Below are 17,244 nucleotides of genomic sequence, written 5' to 3' on the forward strand. Positions count from 1 at the left end.
TCCCCCGCCTTCCCGTCCCGGACCGCCGGGCTGCCCTCCGCCCCCCGTTCAGACCCGACCGCCTTTTTTGAGTTAAGGGAGACACGCCATGAAGTACACCGTCCTCATCCGCCAGCCCGTCCCGGAAGACGCCCGGCTGGACCTCGAACAACAGCTCGCGGACCGCTTCGGCCTGAGTGCCGAGCAGGCCCAGCGTCTCGCCAGCCGCCGCTCGGGCCGCCTGATGAAACCCACCGGCCGTACCCGCGCGGAACTGCTGCTGGGCGTGTTCGAGAAGGCCGGTGCCGGCGTCACCCTCGAGGAGGTCCGCGAGGAGACCGGGCTGCTCAACGAACCCTTCGAGGGCCTGGGCGCCACCCGCGCCGGGGCCAGCGCCGTGTTCGGTGCTGAGACCTCCCTCTCGGCCACGCCCGGCCTGGGGGACGCGGCCTCCACCTCCGCCGAGTGGCCCGCGGCCCTGGGCGGCAGTGTCACGGCCAGCCCGGCCGCCAGCGGCGTGATGGTGCCCGACGACGCCGACACCGGCAGCACGAGCGCCGACTGGCCGGCCATGGACATCGGCCAGCCGGGCGGGCTGGGCGCCGCAGCCAGCAGCGCCGGCACGGCCACGGCTGTGCTGACCGCCGATCCCTTCGCGGCCCGGCCCGGCACCCCGGCGCCCCGCCCGGCCCCGGTGGCCGCCGCGCCGATCGCCGAGGTGCCCGAGGTGATGCCCGCCCCGGCGGACGTGTCGGACGTCTGGTCGGACTTCACGGGCGCGCTGACCATTCACGATTCCGGACCGAAGCCCGAGGACGCCGCGGCGCCCGCCGTGGTGCTGGCCGCCGACGAACCCGCCGCGGAGGCGGTGGCCTCGACCCGGCCGCGGCGCAGCCTGGCGCAGCAGGTGACGATCAGCTCGCTGGTGCCGCTGGCCCTGGCGACCGGGATCACCATGGCGCTGCTGGGCCTGCTGCTGCCGAACCTGCAGCAGCAGCTGATCCGCCAGAACGCGCAGGCGGTGGCGGCGGCGGTGGGCACCAGTATCGACGTGACCAACCAGGCGGCCGTGAACTCGCAGCTGGACTCGCTGCTGGGGAACTCATCGGTGGGCTTCGTGCGCGTGGAACTGCCGGACGGCACGGGCTTTTTCCGCAGCCGCAACGCCGCGATGGACAGCACCCTGCAGACGACCGTGGCGAACTTCCTGAAAGACAGCCCGGACGGTGAGGTGCTGCGCTTCAACCTCAGCCCCGCCGCCGCGTACAAGGAGCAGCTGCAGCGCCTGGAGGACGTGGGCGCCGGCGAGACGCCGCAGGCCGAAACGCTCCGTCAGCAGATCGCCGACCCGGCGAACAGCCGCGTGGACCGCGACAACTACGTGGTGAGCCGCCTGGGCGTGTTCAGCAACGACCAGGGCCAGCGTCTGGCGAGCAACGAGAGCGAGGAGAACGGCACGCTGCTGTACCGCGTGGCGGTGGGCGTGTCGAACGCGCAGGGGCAGGCGAACCTGCGCAACACCCTGCTGCTGATCTTCGGCGTGTCGCTGCTGGCATTGGCGCTGGGGGCCCTGCTCGCGCAGCGCACCGCGCGCCGCCTGACCGCGCCGATCGAGCGTCTGGTGAAGGCCGCCGACGCGATCAGCATGGGCGACCTGAGCCAGCCGGTGCGCGCGGAGCGCAACGACGAGATCGGGGACCTGTCGCAGGCCCTGGAGCGCATGCGCCTGAGCCTCGAAGCGGCGATGGAACGCCTGCGCCGCCGCAAGCGCGGCTGAGCCACAAGGAACATGAAGGAGGGCGGCCAGACCACGGCCGCCCTCCTTCATGTTGTTGAAATGGCCCGCTCAGGACAGCTGAATCACGCTGAAGGTGGCGCCGTCCGGATCGGCGAGGATGGCGATGGTGCCGTACGGCGAGCCGAAGGGCGTCACCTGCACGGCGCCGCCGTGCTCGGCGGCGGTGGTCACGGCGGCCTGAACGTCGTTCACGGCGAAGTACGGCATCCAGTGGGGCGGCACCGAGTCAGGCCAGTGGGCGTCGTCCATCTGCATGATGCCGGCCACCACGTCCGTGCCCGGGGCCACGTGTAGCGTGTGGTAGGTCATGGGTCCGGGCATGGGTTCGCTGGTCAGGCCGAACAGGTCGGTGTAGAAGGCGCGGGCCTTCGCGGCGTCGCGGGTCAGGACTTCCTGCCAGGTCATGCTGCCGTGCTCGTTCTCCAGTTCGCTGCCCTGGAAGTCCAGGGGCTGCCACAGGCCGAAGGGGTCACCGGTGGGGTCGGCGGCGACCACCATGCAGCCGAGCTGGTCCACCTGCATGGGCTCGGCCAGGACCTGTCCGCCCAGGTCGCGGATGCGCGCGGCGTCGGCGTGGGCGTCCTGGCTGGCGAGGTACACCGTCCAGGTGCTGGGCAGGCCGGCCATGCTCTCGTCCTTGGACATGAACCCGGCCACGTTCCGGCCGCCCTTTCTAATCTGCACGTACCCGCCGTGTTCGCCGGTGGAGTCCGGAATGGTCCAGCCGAACAGGTGCCCGTAGAAGTTGCGGCACTCGTCGGGGCGGCCGGTGGTGAGGTCGTACCAGGTGGCGGTGCCGGGGGTGGGCGGGGCTTTCACGGACATGACGGGTCCTCCTTGGGGCGGGGGCGGATTCGTGACCTGTGTTGCCTTTCCAGCGTAGACCCACTGTCCGCCCCTGTCAAATTCACATGGCATTATTCCGTTCACAGCGGAATCCTGCTACACTGGCTGACATGACCGACCCCGCCCTGAACCAGGACGCCGCGCTGCGCCCCAAGACCCTGACCGAGTACGTCGGGCAGGCGAAACTCAAGGACAAGCTCGGCGTGTACCTCCAGGCCGCGCGGGGCCGCCGCGAGGCCCTCGACCACACCCTGCTCTTCGGCCCGCCCGGACTGGGCAAGACCACCCTGGCGCACATCATCGCCGCTGAACTCGGCGTGAACATCCGCGTGACCAGCGGCCCCGCCATCGAGAAGCCCGGCGACCTCGCCGCCATCCTCACCAACAGCCTGGAAGAAGGCGACGTGCTGTTCATCGACGAGATCCACCGCCTCGGCCGCGTGGCCGAGGAACACCTCTACCCGGCCATGGAGGACTTCAAGCTCGACATCGTGCTCGGCCAGGGCCCTGCCGCGCGCACCATCGAACTGCCCCTGCCGCGCTTCACGCTGGTCGGCGCCACCACCCGCCCCGGCCTGATCACCGCGCCCATGCGCAGCCGCTTCGGGATCATCGAACACCTCGAGTACTACACCGCCGAGGAGATCGCCACCAACCTCCTGCGCGACGCGCGGCTGCTGGGCTTCGGGCTGGAAGAGGAAGCCGCCCTGGAAATCGGCGCGCGGTCACGCGGCACCATGCGTATTGCCAAGCGCCTCCTGCGGCGCGTGCGCGACTACGCGGACGTGGCCGGCGAACCCGTGATCGGCCTGGACCGCGCCCACGACGCCCTGGACAAACAGGGCCTGGACAGCGCCGGCCTGGACGACCGCGACAAGAAATACCTGGAAACCCTGATTCACCGCTTCGCCGGCGGCCCGGTCGGCGTGGACACCCTGGCGACCGCCATCAGCGAGGACGCTCTGACGCTGGAAGACGTGTACGAGCCTTACCTGATCCAGCTGGGCTTCATCAAGCGCACCCCCCGGGGCCGCGTGGCCACCGCGCACGCCTACGACCACCTGGGCCTGCCGGTGGGCGGTGCCGACGGCGACCTGGGCATGTACGTGAACTGAGCAGGAGTCTCTTGCACACCTGGGCGGTCCTTCGGGGCTGCCCAGTTTGGTTTCCGCGCTGGTCCGGTCTGCCCGTACACGACTGGGGACAGACCCAATCACCTGCGGCCTCCAGGAGGCTCCCTTGACGATCAGGGCCCTGGTCCAGATTCAAGGCTCTGGTCCAGATGCGGATTGCTGCCGGCATGACCCCGACCCCTTCCCTCTTGCATTCCTGCGCGGGATAAAGTATATTTTCTTTTCGTGCGCCGCTTCGGGAATCACCCGGCGGCTGGAGAGTACCCCCGCTCATGGACGAGCTTTCGGGATGCAAGGGTTGCATCGGAGGCGTTTGGAGTTCTCAGGGGCCTTTCCCCACAAAGGACGACAAATGAACTTTGATCAACTGATCGCGCCCGAACTCGCGGCGCGTCTCGCCGAACGCGGCATTACCGAAGCCACCGCCATTCAGGTGGAAAGCCTGCCCCAGACCATGCAGGGCCGCGACATGATCGGCCGCGCCCGCACCGGGACCGGCAAGACCCTGGCCTTCGCGCTGCCCATCATCAGCAAACTGGAACCCAGCCGGGAACGCGCCCGCCTGCCCCGCGCCATCGTGATCGCCCCGACACGAGAACTGGCCAAGCAGGTCGCGGACGAGTTCAGCAAGAGCGGCGTGGGCCTGACCACCGTCACCGTGTACGGCGGCGCCGCCTACGGCCCGCAGGAAAATGCGCTGCGCCGCGGCGTGGACGTCGTGGTGGGCACCCCCGGGCGCCTGATCGACCACCTGGAGCGCGGCAACCTGGACCTGAGTGCCGTGCAGTTCGCCGTGCTGGACGAGGCAGACGAGATGCTCAGCGTGGGCTTCGCCGACGCCATCGAAACCATCCTTCAGAAAACGGCGCCCGAGCGTCAGACGATGCTGTTCAGCGCCACACTGAACAACGACATCAAGCGCCTGAGCCGCAACTACCTGAAAGACCCCGTCGTCGTGGACGTGGTCGGTGAGGGCAAGAGCCAGGCCGCGCAGACCGTCGAGCACCTCAAGGTGCGCGTGGGCCGCAGCCGCACCCGCGTGCTGGCCGACCTGCTCACCGTGTACAACCCCGAGAAGGCCATCGTCTTCACCCGCACCAAGCGCGAGGCGGACGAACTGGCGAACGAACTGATCCACCGCGGCCTGGAAGCCGAGGCGCTGCACGGCGACCTCGCGCAGACGCAGCGTGAACGCGCCCTGGGCGCCTTCCGCAGCGGCCGCGTGGGCGTGCTGGTCGCCACCGACGTGGCCGCCCGCGGCCTGGACATCCCGGAAGTGGACCTGGTGGTGCAGTACCACCTGCCGCAGGACCCCGAGTCCTACGTGCACCGCTCGGGCCGCACCGGCCGCGCCGGGCGCACCGGCACCGCGATCATCATGTACGGCGACCGCGAGAACCGCGAGGTGGCCGGCCTGGAACGCATCACCGGCGTGCGCTTCACCGAGCGCAGCCTGCCCACCCCCAAGGAAGTGGCCGAGGCGAGCAGCCGCGCGAGCGCCGACATGGTGCGCCGCGTGGACGAGAACGCCGCGAAGGCCTTCCAGGGTGAAGCCGAGCGCCTGTTCAGCGAACTGGGTCTGGAGGCCCTGGCCCGCGCCCTGGCGAAGATCAGCGGCGTGACTGAGCCCGCCAAGGCCGCCAGCCTGCTGAGTGGTGAGGAAGGCCTGACCACCCTGGTCCTGCACGGCGAGCGTCTGGGCGTGGCCCGCACGGTGGCCCTGCTGGCCCGCAGCAGCGACCTGGACACCCGCCGCCTCGGCAAGGTCCGTCAGTGGCGCGGTGGCGCGGTCGCGGACGTGCCCAGCGAGTTCGTGCAGAAGATCCTGGCCGCCTCGCCCCTCGAAGGCGAGATCCAGGTGGAGATCGCCCAGGAACTGCCCGAACTGTTCGAGCAGCCCACCCGGGAACGCCGTGAGGGCGGGTACCAGGGCGGCAACCGCGGCTACCGCGACGAGGGCGGCTACCGTGGCGGGAACCGTGGCGGTCAGGGCCAGGGCCGCTGGAGCCGGGACCGCGAAGGCGGTCAGGGCCAGGGCGGCTACCAGGGCCGTGACGGCGGAAACCGCGGCGGCGGCCAGGGCGGCCGCTACGGTCGGGACAACGACCGCCCGCAGCGTCAGGGCAGTGACTTCAGCGACCGCGAATTCCGCGGCTGAACAGGCTGATACCCCGGGAACCCCGTCTTCGTGACGGGGTTTTTCCGTGGCGCGCCCCCTCCCCCGTTCTCTCCCCTATCTAGACGCTGCGCCGGATCGCGGCTCACCTCACGTTTAAGGTGGGGGCATGCAAAGCGCGGCGCTCGTGATCGTAATTCTTAGTCCCGGGGAGTTCCGAGGCTAAGCGTTCCGCGTTGCCGCACTCCCCGCCCGAATCACCGGGCGGGGTTTTTTCATAGGGGGGAGATGGTGGGAACCGAAGCAAACACGGCGCGGGGCGACATGACAGGCGCGAAGGCGCTCTGGGCGACCCTGGCGAACCACGGGATTCACACGGTGTTCGGGTACCCGGGCGGGGCGATCATGCCGGTGTACGACGCGCTGACCTTCTACCCGGAGATGCGGCACATTCTCGCCCGGCACGAGCAGGGCGCCATTCACGCGGCCGAAGGCTGGGCGAAGGCGAGCGGGGAGATCGGGGTGTGCCTGGCGACCAGCGGCCCCGGCGCCACGAACCTGGTCACGGGCCTGGCGGACGCCATGCTGGACAGCGTGCCGCTGCTGGCGATCACCGGGAACGTCGCCTCGCACCTGATGGGCACGGACGCCTTCCAGGAGGCGGACATCACCGGGATCACCATGCCGGTCACGAAGCACAACTACGTGGTGCGGGACGTGGCGGACCTGCCGGGGGTGATCGCCGAGGCGATCCGGATCGCGCGCAGCGGCCGTCCGGGCCCGGTGCTGGTGGACATTCCCAAGGACGTGCAGCTGGCCGCGTACAGCGGCCCGATTCCGGCGCCGCATGCCCGGCCGGAGATGCCCGCCCCGAACCCGGACGCGGTCGCCGCAGCGCGGGACCTGCTGCGCGGCGCGCAGAAGCCCGTGATGATGGTGGGCGGCGGGTCGGTGGACGCCGCGGCGGAACTGACGGCCCTGGCGCGCGCCTGGGACATCCCGGTGATCACCACGCTGATGGGCCTGGGGAGCTTCCCGGCCAGTGATCCCCTGTGGCTGGGCATGCCGGGCATGCACGGGTCGGTGGCCGCGAACCGCGCGATCAGCGAGGCGGACGTGCTGCTGGCCGTGGGCCTGCGCTTCGATGACCGGGTGACGGGCCGCGTGAATGGGTTCGCGCCGCACGCGAAGGTCATTCACGTGGACCTGGACGCCGCGGAGATCGGCAAGATCGTGCGGGCGCACGTGCCGGTCCGTGGGGACGCGGCGGTGGTGGCGCGTGCGCTGCTGGAGGGCGCGCAGCCGCAGGCGCGCCCGGTGTGGAAGGCGCAGCTGGAGGTCTGGAAGGCCCGCACTGCCCTGCCGGAAACGTACGGCGCGGGGTACGGTGTGAAGGCCGTGGTGGACCGCCTGCGCCCGGACGACATCCTGAGCAGCGACGTGGGGCAGCACCAGATGCTGGCCGCGCAGCTCGCCCGGTTCGAGCGGCCGCGCCGCTGGGTGAATTCCGGCGGGCTGGGCACCATGGGCTTCGGCTTTCCTGCCGCGATCGGGGCGGGGCTGGCCGAGCCGGGCGTGCGGAGCGTGGTGATCGCCGGGGACGGCGGGTTCCAGATGACGCTGCAGGAACTGGCGACGCTGAAGATGTACGACATCCGCAACGTGAAGATCTGCATCATCAACAACAGCTTCCTGGGCATGGTGCGGCAGTGGCAGGAGCTGTTCCACGGGAAGCGCTACTCCGAGGTGTGGCTGGGCGACAGCAACCCGGACTTCGTGAAGCTGGCGGGGGCGTACCGCGTGCCCGCTTACCGTGCCACGAGCGCCGAGGACCTGCCCGGGGCCATCGACGCGTGGCTGAACGACCCGGATTCCGCGCTGCTGGAGGTGGTGGTGCCGCACGAGCACGGGGTCTTCCCGATGGTGCCGGCCGGCGCCGCGCTGAACGAGATGATCGAGACGGAACCGCCCCGCGCGCCGGCCGCGCGGGTGACCGAGGAGGCGAGCCAGGCATGAGCGTCACGGACACCCAGGACCCGCATTTCCCCCAGGCCGGGGATCACCTGCTCAGCCTGCTCGTCCGGGACGAGCCGCGCGTGCTGACGCGCATCACGGCGCTGTTCGGGCGGCGCGGGTACAACATCCGCAGCCTGTCGGTGGGCGCGACCGAGCACCCCGGCGTGTCGCGCATGACCATCGTGGTCAGCGGGGACCGCGGCGTGGTGGAGCAGGCGATCCGGCAGCTGGACAAGCTGCACGACGTGATTCACATCATCGACCACGGGCTGGAGAAGTTCGTGGACCGCGAACTGGTGCTGGTGAAGGTGAGCATCACCCCGGACTCGCGCGTGGAGGTGCGGCAGGTCGCGGAGGACTTCCGCAGCCGCATCGTGGACGTGGGCCGGCACGCCCTGACCTTCGAGGTGACCGGCGACGAGGGCAAGATCACCGCGTTCATCGAGCAGATGCGGCCCTTCGGAATTCTGGAGACCATGCGCACCGGCCGGGTGGCGCTCACGCGCGGCAGCAACGCCGACATTCCCGCGCAGGTGTACCACGACGGTGAGACGGCGGCGCTGGTGCCGGCCGTGGAGCCGCGTGAGGAACGGGCGCGCGAAGTGCCGAACCTGTTCTAGTCCTGCCCTAGCCGACAATCCCACCTGCATCACTTTTTAGAGGAGAATCCAGCATGGCTGCAACGATGTACTACGACCGTGACGTGTCCACCGCCCCCATCGAGGAAAAACTGATCGCGATCATCGGCTACGGATCGCAGGCGCACGCCCACGCCCAGAACCTGCGCGACAGCGGCTTCAACGTCGTGGTGGGCCTGCGTGAGGGCAGCGCCAGCCGCCAGAAGGCCGAGCAGGCCGGGCTGCGCGTGGCGAGCATCGAGGACGCCACCCGCGAGGCGGACGTGATCATGCTGCTCATTCCCGACGAGCAGCAGCCGAAGGTGTACGCGGAGAGCATCGCCCCGCACCTCACGGCCGGCAAGGCCCTGGCGTTCGGGCACGGCTTCAACGTGCACTTCGGGCGCATCACCCCGCCCGCTGACGTGGACGTGTTCCTGGTCGCGCCCAAGGGGCCGGGGCACATGCTGCGGCGCCTGTACGCCGACGGCAGCGGCATGCCGGGCATCTTCGCGGTGGCGCAGGACGCGACCGGGCACGCCCGGGACGTCGCCATGGCGTACGCCCGCGGGATCGGCTGCGCGAAGGCCGGCATTCTGGAAACGACCTTCAAGGAGGAGACGGAGACCGACCTGTTCGGCGAGCAGAGCGTGCTGTGCGGCGGCGTGACGCACCTGATCCAGGCGGGCTTCGAGACGCTGGTGGAGGCCGGGTACCAGCCGGAGATCGCGTACTTCGAGACGGTGCACGAGGTGAAGCTGATCGTGGACCTGATCTACGAGAAGGGCTTCCAGGGCATGCGGCACAGCATCAGCAACACCGCGGAGTTCGGGGATTACGTGACCGGGCCGAGGGTGATCACGGCCGAGACGAAGGCCGAGATGAAGCGCGTGCTGGAGGACATCCAGCAGGGCCGGTTCGCGGAGCGGTTCATTCAGGACGCCGAGAGCGGCTTCCCGTTCATGGAGGAGCAGCGCGCGAAGATGCGCGGGCACACCGTGGAGCAGGTGGGGCAGTCGCTGCGGGACCAGATGCCGTTCATCAGCAAGAAGGCGCTGGAGGTCTGACCCCGCCCGTCCCGCGCGTCCATACCCTATGGACGCGCGGGACAATTCGCGTTCCGTCCCCGCAAGGGCGGGCGCATCCTGTGGGCATGAAAGTTGCGTCCTTTCTGGAAACCCTGAACGCCCGCATGCGCCGAGGCCATCATCACTCCGGGTCCATGAAGTGGGAGTACCGCGGCGAGCAATTCACGAACGCCGACTACGAGGTCAGCGAACGCGAGGTGAAGGTGCACGACCTGATGCAGGCCCGCAGCGCCGTGGAGCGCTACGCCGACTGAGCCCCCAGCCGACAGCCAGGCCCACCCCACACCCCAGGGGTGGGCTTTTTCATGCCGACTGGAGAATCGCGGCAGGGCAGGTAGACAGGTCCGGCCTGCCCAGGCCCCCGGCCCCGTACAGTGAGGCCATGCAAGCGTACGGGCTGCTTCTTCTTCGTCGTCCTCCGGTGGAGTGAACGGCAAGAAAGCGTATTGCCCGACCCCCCCGGAGGAGTTCCCTCCGGGGGATTTTCTTTTCCCGCCGCCCCACCTGCCACAGGAGACCCTGCATGACCCAGCCCACCCAGCACGACGAAGGCCGCATCATCATTTTCGACACCACCCTGCGCGACGGCGAGCAGTCCCCGGGCGTCGCCCTGAACCACACACAGAAACTGGAGATCGCCCACCAGCTCGCCCGCCTGGGCGTGGACGTCATCGAGGCCGGCTTCCCCATCGCCAGCCCCGGCGACCTGGAAGGCGTCTCCCGCATCGCCCGGGAAGTGCGCGGCCCCATCATCGCCGGGCTGGCCCGCGCCGGCCGCGCCGACATCGAGGCCGCCGCCCGCGCCGTGGAGCACGCCGGGAAACCCCGCATTCACACCTTCATCGCCACCAGCCCCATCCACATGGCCAAGAAACTGAACCTGGAACCGGACGCCGTGGTGGAACGCGCCGTGCAGGCCGTCACCCTGGCCCGCTCCTTCGTGGACGACGTGGAGTTCAGCGCCGAGGACGCCACCCGCAGCGACTGGGACTTCCTGGTGCGCATCTTCCAGGCGGCCGTGGAGGCCGGCGCCACCACCATCAACGTGCCGGACACCGTGGGCTACACCACCCCGGACGAGATGCGCCGCCTGTTCGCGCACCTCAAAGCGCAGCTGCCCGCGCACGTGATCCTGAGCAGCCACTGCCACGACGACCTGGGCATGGCCGTGGCCAACAGCATCGCCGCGGCGGAAGGCGGCGCGCGGCAGATCGAATGCACCGTGAACGGCATCGGGGAACGCGCCGGGAACGCCAGCCTGGAAGAGATCGTGATGGCCTTCCACACCCGCCGCGACGCCTACCCGTTCGCGACCGGCATCCGCACCCGGGAGCTGTACCGCTCCAGCCGCATGGTCAGCCGCCTGAGCGGCATGCCCGTGCAGCCGAACAAGGCCATCATCGGGGACAACGCCTTCGCGCACGAGAGCGGCATCCACCAGGACGGCGTGATCAAGGCCCGGGAAACGTACGAGATCATGAACGCCGAACTGGTCGGCCGGGAAGCCGCCGTGCTGGTCATGGGCAAGCACAGCGGCCGCGCCGCCTTCCGCAAGGCCCTGACTGACCTGGGCTACGCGGACCTGCCCGACGACAAGGTCCAGTACCTGTTCAGCCGCTTCAAGGACCTCGCCGACCGCAAGGGCCAGATCTACGCCGACGACCTGCGCGCCTTGGTCGAGGCCCGCACCGACGTGCCGCAGACCTTCGCACTGGAAGGCTTCCAGATCACCAGCGGCATGAACATGACCCCGGTCGCGTTCGTGCGCCTGCACACCCCCAACGGCCCCGTGGACGCCACCGCGCACGGCGACGGGCCCGTGGAGGCCGCTATCCAGGCCATCAACCGCATCACCGGCATCACGCCCAGCCTGGAAAGCTACCGCATCCAGGCCGTCACGAAGGGCGGCGACGCGCTCGGCGAGGTCAGCATCGGCGCCCGCTACGGCGAGACCAGCCTGCACGGCAGCGGCGTCGCCACCGACATCGTGGAGGCCAGCGCCCGCGCCTGGGTGCGCATCCACAACATGGTCGTGGCCGGCATGGGTGCCGAACGCCGCCAGGGCGAGTTCGCCCCCGGCCGCCTCTGAATCTGGGCGTGCGACTGACCGGTACCCCCGTCCTGGAGGTCGCGCTCCTCCAGGTCCGGCCCGGGCAGACGGCCGCCTTCGAGGCCGCCTTCGGGCAGGCACGGGCGCTCATCACGTCCCAGCCCGGCCACCTGCGCCACGAAGTGCAGCGGTGCCTGGAAGACGACCACCGGTACGTCCTGCTGGTGTGGTGGGCCACCCTGGAGGACCACACCGTGGCGTTCCGGCAGAGCGCCGCCTACCAGGAGTGGCGCGCCCTGCTGCATCACTTCTACGACCCCTTCCCCACCGTGGAGCACTTCGTCCCGGTGCCCGGCCTGGCCGGGTAGACACGCAGGGCAGCGGTACACTGGCCGGTGTCCCACACGCCGCTGACCACGCTGTGCCTCGCGCTGGGGCTGCTCCTCGCGGGCAGCCTGATCGCCGGGCCGCCCGACCAGCTTCCCACGTGGTCTCTGCTCGCCGCGCTGATCGGGGCGCCCCTGTCCGCTTTCCTGCTCTCGCGGCCGGAGCGGCAGGCGGGCCTGTGGGGGCCCGGAGCCCACAGGCCCGCCTGGGCTCTGGGTCAAGTCATGGGGCCGCTGCTGGGGGGATTGCTCCTGTACTTGCCGGTGCGGCTACTGTCCCTCACCGTGCACTTGCCACCTTCAGGGAACACGCTGCTGACGGAAGCCTTGAAGGTCGTGGCCGGATGTGTGGTGATGGCATTGGCGCTCGCTGCACCCCGCCGCTGATCCACAGGAAACGGACCGGGGCATAAAGGCTCCTGGTCCGTTTCCTGTTCCTCCTTCGATTTCAGCCTCGGGGGCCGACCTCGTACACGGCCTGCCAGGGCTTGTAGCTGGTGCGGGTCACGTCCGTGCGGGGGCCCTTTTCGTCCTTGATGGTGCGGGTGATGTACAGGTTGTACCCGTCCTGCGCCCAGTCCACCTGCACGGTCTGCCCGGGGCGCAGGCGGGGGTTCACCACGTACTTCGGTGCGGGGTGGGGCGTGCGCGAGAGGATGCGTGCGGCGCTGACGCTGACGGTGCGTTTGGGTTTGATGCCCCAGACCTGCACCTCCACGCGGCTCTGTTCGGGGTGGTTCACGGTCTTGATCAGCAGGGGGCCGCTGGTGTCGTTCTTGAATTTCAGGTCCACGCCCGGGTCGTACACGGCGGCCTCGTACCCCACCTGGGGTTCGTAGTACCCGACGCGGTAGCTGTGCTGGTTGCGTTCCACGACCGGGAGGCCCGCCTGGTACATGGCGCGGAAGACGGTGGTGCTGACCTGGCACACGCCGCCGCCCAGGCCGTCCACGGTGCGGCCACCGCTGATGATCTTGCCGCCCACGAAGCCGTTGCCGGGGCTGATGCTGCCCAGGGTGTTCAGGAAGCTGAAGATCTCGCCCTGCGGGACGACCGCGCCGTGAATCTTGCGGGCGGCCACGGCGACGTTCGTGCGGCGTTCCGGGCTGCTGCCGTAGTAGGTGCTCTGGCCGGTGGCGATCAGTTCCAGTTTGGCGGCGTCGGGCAGCTCGGCCAGCGTCAGGGTGGGTTTGCTGGCCTTGCTGGGGAAGGTGGTGGTCTTCACGGCCGGGTCCAGGACCGTGGTCTTGAAGTGCGCGAATGCGGCGGCGCGGTCGGTGACGACGCCGCTCTGCTCCTTCACCTTGGTCAGCCCGTCGCCTTTCACGGCGTACCGGGCGTTCTGCGCGGGCTGGTCGATGTAGCCGGTCAGGCGGCCGAAGGCGACCTGCAGGGCCTTCTCGTCCGGGAGGATGCCGCCGGGTTTCACCCAGTACAGATTGGCGACTTCCAGCGGCGTCAGGGCGCCCGCGCGGTCCGTGCCGGCCAGTTTCACGGTGAAGGTGCGCATCAGGGCGTTGCCGCGGTCCGCGTGGACTTTCAGGGCGGCGGCCGTGTACTGCGCCCTGGACTCCGTGACGGGCACGGTCAGGTCCCGCAGGTCCGGCGCCTGAGCGAAGCGCTGCGCGGCGGCGGCGGTGTTCAGGCGCCGGCCCGGCACGTCCGCCTTCACGACGTACCGGCGGAGTTTACTGTCGAAGGCGACGGTGGCGTTTTTCGGCTGGCTGTTCAGGCCGCCGGTCAGGACGTCCAGGGTCGCCTGGGCGCGGGCGGCGTCCACGCGGACGGGCACCGGGAAGTCCTGCGTGTCGGCAGTGCCGATCAGGTCCTGCAGGCGGTCGAGCACGGAGCGCTGCGCGGCGGCCTGTTCGGCGGCGGCGACCGTGCCGGCCACGTCTGCCGTCCAGCCGAGGCGGTCGGCGTCCACCGTCCAGCTGCCTCCGGCCGCCCGGACCGTCACCTGCGGCACCGGCAGGCTGGCCTTCACGGCCTGCACCGCCTGCTCGCGGGTCATGCCGCCGATGTTCACGCCGTTTACCCGCACGTCCGCCTGCACCGCCGTCCCGGACTGGGACGCAACGGCCATTGCCAGCGCACCCCCGAGCAGTGCCAGCAACGATCCCCCTGCCAACCAGACCTTCATGCCGCACAGTCTAGGGAAGGGAGCGCGGCCATGTCTGAAACTTGTGCACGCCCCAGGGAACGATTAACCCCGGGCGAAACCCACGTGAGGGCCGCAGAAAGGCGGGGCGGGGGAAGTTGACCCCCTCCCCCGCCCCGCCCGGTGCTGCCGGGTCCGTCAGTCGGTCGTGGAGGCCGCGGCGCCCTCGCCCTGCGCGGCCAGTTCGGCGCGGCGTTCAGCGCGCGGGTCCACGCGGGCGAGCACCCGCTCGAAGGCCGCGACCACCTGGTCGATCTGTTCTTTCGTGATCGTCACCGGCGGCAGGAAGCGCACGACGAGCGGCGTGGCCGGCAGGGTCAGCACGCCCTCGTCGTGTTCCAGGGCGGTGATGTACGGCGCGCTCTTCTCCTTGAGTTCCACGCCGATCATCAGGCCCAGGCCGCGCACCTCGCGGATCTTCGGGGAGCCAATGGCACGGAGTTTCTCCATCATGTACGCGCCCTTCTCGCGGGCCTGTTCGGCCATGCCCTCGCGTTTCATGGCGCGCAGGGCGGCCACGCCGGCCGCCATCGCCAGCGGGTTCCCACCGAAGGTGCTGCCGTGCCCGCCGGCCGGCATGCGGTCCGCGACGGCCGCGGTCATGGCGAAGGCGCCCACCGGCACGCCGCCCGCCATCGCCTTGGCGAGGGTGATGCCGTCCGGGGTGACGCCGTAGTGCTCCACGCCGAACATCTTCCCGGTGCGGCAGAACCCGGTCTGGATCTCGTCGATGATCAGGAGCGCGCCGCGTTCCTGCGTGATGCGGCGGGCCTCCTGGATGAATTCCAGGCTGGCGGGGCGCACGCCGCCCTCGCCCTGCACGACCTCCAGGATCAGGGCGGCCGTCTCGCCGGTCACGGCGGCGCGCAGTTCCTCGACGCTGCCGTACGAGATGAAGTCCACGTGGCGGTTGTCCACGGCGTCCCCGAACGGCTCGCGGTACTTGGGTTCCCAGGTGAACGCCAGCGCGCCCAGGCTGCGGCCCGCGAAGCCGCGTTTGGCGGCCACGAAGCGGTGGCGGCCCGTGCCGGTGATGGCGAACTTCTTGGCGGCTTCCATGGCCTCGGTGCCGCTGTTGCACAGGAACACGCGGTCCAGGCCCTGGGGGAGCACGCCGACCAGCTCGGTCAGGAACTCGCTGCGGCGGTCGTTGGGCAGCGTCTGGGCCAGCACCATCAGTTTCGCCGCCTGGTCCTGCACGGCCTTCACGACGTCCGGGTGGCTGTGCCCGACGTTCGCCACGCCCGCCCCCACCATGCAGTCGATGTACGCGCGGCCGTGCTCGTCCCAGACCTGCGCGCCCAGGCCGCGTGTGATGACGACCTGATGCTTGTTGAACACGCCGCTGTCGTACTTCAGTTCGGCGTCCAGCCACTTGCTTTGCGTCATTCCCGTGTCCTCCTGAGCATTCCCGGACAGTGTACGTGCCCGGCGCCCACGCAGCCCGTCGCCATGCATAACTATGCGCGTTACGTCTGCAGCGGTGCCGGGCGGGGGGCGGGCCGGCGGGCGTTCATCAGCACCAGTCCGGAGAGAATCACGGCCACACCCAGCAGCGACAGCCCCGTGATGGGCTCCCCGGCCAGCGCGCCCCAGAACAGCCCCCAGATGGGCAGCAGGTACGTCACGGCGGTCGTCTGCGTGGGCGACACGCGCGCGAGCAGACGGTAGAACACCAGGTACGCCAGCCCGCTGCCCACCACGCCCAGCACGGCCACCGCCCCCCACGCCCGCACGGACACCTCGGCCGGGTGCGGGCCAAAGGCCGCGAACGGCAGCAGGAGCAGCGCGGACAGGGTGAGCTGCGAGGTCGCCACGCTGATGGGTTTCAGGCCGGCGGTGGTGCGCTTGGCGAGCACCCCGCCGATGCCGTAACTGAGGGACGCCATCAGGATCACGGCCACGCCCACCGCGGACGCCTGCCCGCCCTGCATGCCGCCCAGCACCGTGACCGCCACGCCCGCCAGGCCCAGCAGCACGCCCAGGCTCATGCGGGCGTGCAGCTGCGCGTCGCGCAGGCCCCAGGCGATCAGCAGCGTGAACAGCGGCGTGGTGGCGTTCAGGATGGACGCCACGTTGCTGCTCACCGTCTGCTCCCCGATGGCGAACATCAACCACGGGAAGGCGTTGTTCAGGGCCGCGACCAGCACCAGCAGCGGCCACGCCGACCGGGGTGGCAGCACGTCCCGGCCCAGGCGCAGCGCGGCGACCAGCACCAGTGCCCCGAACACGCTGCGCAGGAACGCCACCCACACCGGCGGGAAGTCGTGCCCCGCCCACTTGATCAGCAGGAAGGAAATCCCCCAGAACGCCGAGAGCAGGAACAGTTCGAACACGTCGCGGCGGGTCACGGCGTCACCAGGGGCAGGGAGGTGGGGGCAGGCACGCGCCCAGCGTACGCGCCGGCGTTACTCACGCCCGGACCCCAGGGCCGGGCGCAGCCGTGCCAGTGCGGGGGTCAGGGCGGGCCAGCCGTCCTCCTGCGTGGCGGCCGGAGCCCAGTTCTCCTTGCCGCTCCAGTGCTCGATCTTCAGGGCGTACACGCTGGTGCGCTTCAGGTCGGCGTCCGTGATGGGCCGCGTCTGCACGCCCACCCGCAGGTCCGGGAAGCAGCGTTCGGTCAGGGTGGTCAGGGCCTCGCGGGCTTCGTGCGGGTCGGTGAGCCGGTGCGCGCGGCCGAACACGATCACGCTGCGGTACTGCACGCTCAGTTCCAGGGGCGAGTTGCTGGGCAGCAGCTGCCCGATCTGCGAGACCTCCAGCGTGGCGCGGTGGCCCTGCCCGGTGTTGGCGCGCAGGCGGCCGGTGATGTTCGTGTGGTACACGATATCCCGCCGCTCCGGGCGGTAGGCGTACGCGAGCGGCGTGATGAACGGGAAGGCCTCGCCGTCGTCGGCCTGCCACAGCGTGGCGACCCGGGCGATCCGCTCCTGGAGCAGCAGTTCGGCGATCCAGCCCTCGTCCCGGCGGTTCTGCGGGCGGCGGCTCACGCTCATGTCCCGCTGCCGGGGGTCGTAGATGTCAGGGACGCGGGGGTGGGTGGACTCACTCATG

At 70.1% G+C, this 17,244-nt stretch carries 15 protein-coding genes; 10 read left to right on the plus strand and 5 right to left on the minus strand.

Features of this window, described 5'->3' with window-relative positions; all coding sequences use genetic code 11:
- The first annotated feature begins 88 nt into the window (after window positions 1–88).
- Window positions 89–1,756, plus strand: a complete 1,668-nt coding sequence (locus tag DFI_RS08345; RefSeq protein WP_027461756.1) for a HAMP domain-containing protein — start codon at window positions 89–91, stop codon at window positions 1,754–1,756.
- 69 nt (window positions 1,757–1,825) lie between these two features.
- Here the strand turns inward: DFI_RS08345 and DFI_RS08350 are convergent, their stop codons facing one another.
- Window positions 1,826–2,602 (minus strand): VOC family protein, encoded by a 777-nt coding sequence (locus DFI_RS08350; RefSeq protein ID WP_027461757.1) that lies wholly within the window; start codon window positions 2,600–2,602, stop codon window positions 1,826–1,828.
- A 131-nt stretch (window positions 2,603–2,733) separates the two neighbouring features.
- On the opposite strand from DFI_RS08350, the gene ruvB reads away from it, so the two are divergent.
- The 9 genes from ruvB (at window position 2,734) to DFI_RS08395 (ending at window position 12,416) form a co-directional block, all read left to right on the plus strand.
- Window positions 2,734–3,738 carry a Holliday junction branch migration DNA helicase RuvB gene (ruvB, locus tag DFI_RS08355; RefSeq protein WP_022801761.1) on the plus strand — a complete coding sequence of 335 codons (1,005 nt, stop codon included), beginning with the start codon at window positions 2,734–2,736 and terminating at the stop codon, window positions 3,736–3,738.
- Window positions 3,739–4,108: 370 nt separating this feature from the next.
- On the plus strand, window positions 4,109–5,914 hold the full coding sequence (locus DFI_RS08360; protein ID WP_027461758.1) for a DEAD/DEAH box RNA helicase: 1,806 nt from the start codon (window positions 4,109–4,111) through the stop codon (window positions 5,912–5,914).
- 282 nt (window positions 5,915–6,196) lie between these two features.
- Window positions 6,197–7,888 carry a biosynthetic-type acetolactate synthase large subunit gene (gene ilvB / locus DFI_RS08365; protein WP_043776818.1) on the plus strand — a complete coding sequence of 564 codons (1,692 nt, stop codon included), beginning with the start codon at window positions 6,197–6,199 and terminating at the stop codon, window positions 7,886–7,888.
- Window positions 7,885–8,508 carry an acetolactate synthase small subunit gene (gene ilvN / locus DFI_RS08370; RefSeq protein ID WP_022801758.1) on the plus strand — a complete coding sequence of 208 codons (624 nt, stop codon included), beginning with the start codon at window positions 7,885–7,887 and terminating at the stop codon, window positions 8,506–8,508. The genes ilvB and ilvN overlap by 4 nt, the downstream gene beginning before the upstream one ends.
- A gap of 53 nt (window positions 8,509–8,561) precedes the next feature.
- Window positions 8,562–9,572: a ketol-acid reductoisomerase gene (ilvC, locus tag DFI_RS08375; RefSeq protein WP_022801757.1), complete on the plus strand. Its 1,011-nt coding sequence runs from the start codon at window positions 8,562–8,564 to the stop codon at window positions 9,570–9,572.
- Between the two features lie 86 nt (window positions 9,573–9,658).
- Window positions 9,659–9,847: a hypothetical protein gene (locus DFI_RS08380; RefSeq protein WP_027461760.1), complete on the plus strand. Its 189-nt coding sequence runs from the start codon at window positions 9,659–9,661 to the stop codon at window positions 9,845–9,847.
- Between the two features lie 269 nt (window positions 9,848–10,116).
- The gene (locus DFI_RS08385) at window positions 10,117–11,682 is read left to right on the plus strand and encodes a 2-isopropylmalate synthase (RefSeq protein WP_027461761.1); all 1,566 of its coding nucleotides are present in this window, start codon (window positions 10,117–10,119) and stop codon (window positions 11,680–11,682) included.
- Window positions 11,683–11,690: 8 nt separating this feature from the next.
- Window positions 11,691–12,011, plus strand: coding sequence for an antibiotic biosynthesis monooxygenase family protein (locus DFI_RS08390; RefSeq protein ID WP_022801754.1), 321 nt, complete (start codon window positions 11,691–11,693; stop codon window positions 12,009–12,011).
- A gap of 27 nt (window positions 12,012–12,038) precedes the next feature.
- The gene (locus DFI_RS08395; protein ID WP_027461763.1) at window positions 12,039–12,416 is read left to right on the plus strand and encodes a hypothetical protein; all 378 of its coding nucleotides are present in this window, start codon (window positions 12,039–12,041) and stop codon (window positions 12,414–12,416) included.
- A gap of 61 nt (window positions 12,417–12,477) precedes the next feature.
- Here DFI_RS08395 and DFI_RS08400 read toward each other — a convergent pair whose 3' ends face one another.
- The 4 genes from DFI_RS08400 to DFI_RS08415 form a co-directional block, all read right to left on the minus strand.
- The gene (locus DFI_RS08400) at window positions 12,478–14,172 is read right to left on the minus strand and encodes a VanW family protein (RefSeq protein ID WP_027461764.1); all 1,695 of its coding nucleotides are present in this window, start codon (window positions 14,170–14,172) and stop codon (window positions 12,478–12,480) included.
- Window positions 14,173–14,328: 156 nt separating this feature from the next.
- On the minus strand, window positions 14,329–15,579 hold the full coding sequence (locus tag DFI_RS08405; RefSeq protein WP_027461765.1) for an aminotransferase class III-fold pyridoxal phosphate-dependent enzyme: 1,251 nt from the start codon (window positions 15,577–15,579) through the stop codon (window positions 14,329–14,331).
- A gap of 80 nt (window positions 15,580–15,659) precedes the next feature.
- On the minus strand, window positions 15,660–16,541 hold the full coding sequence (locus DFI_RS08410; RefSeq protein WP_027461766.1) for a DMT family transporter: 882 nt from the start codon (window positions 16,539–16,541) through the stop codon (window positions 15,660–15,662).
- Window positions 16,542–16,598: 57 nt separating this feature from the next.
- Window positions 16,599–17,243, minus strand: a complete 645-nt coding sequence (locus DFI_RS08415; RefSeq protein ID WP_051307404.1) for a pyridoxamine 5'-phosphate oxidase family protein — start codon at window positions 17,241–17,243, stop codon at window positions 16,599–16,601.
- Window position 17,244: the final 1 nt, after the last annotated feature.

Origin of the sequence: Deinococcus ficus (assembly GCF_003444775.1) — a bacterium.
In the GTDB taxonomy this organism is placed as follows: domain Bacteria; phylum Deinococcota; class Deinococci; order Deinococcales; family Deinococcaceae; genus Deinococcus; species Deinococcus ficus.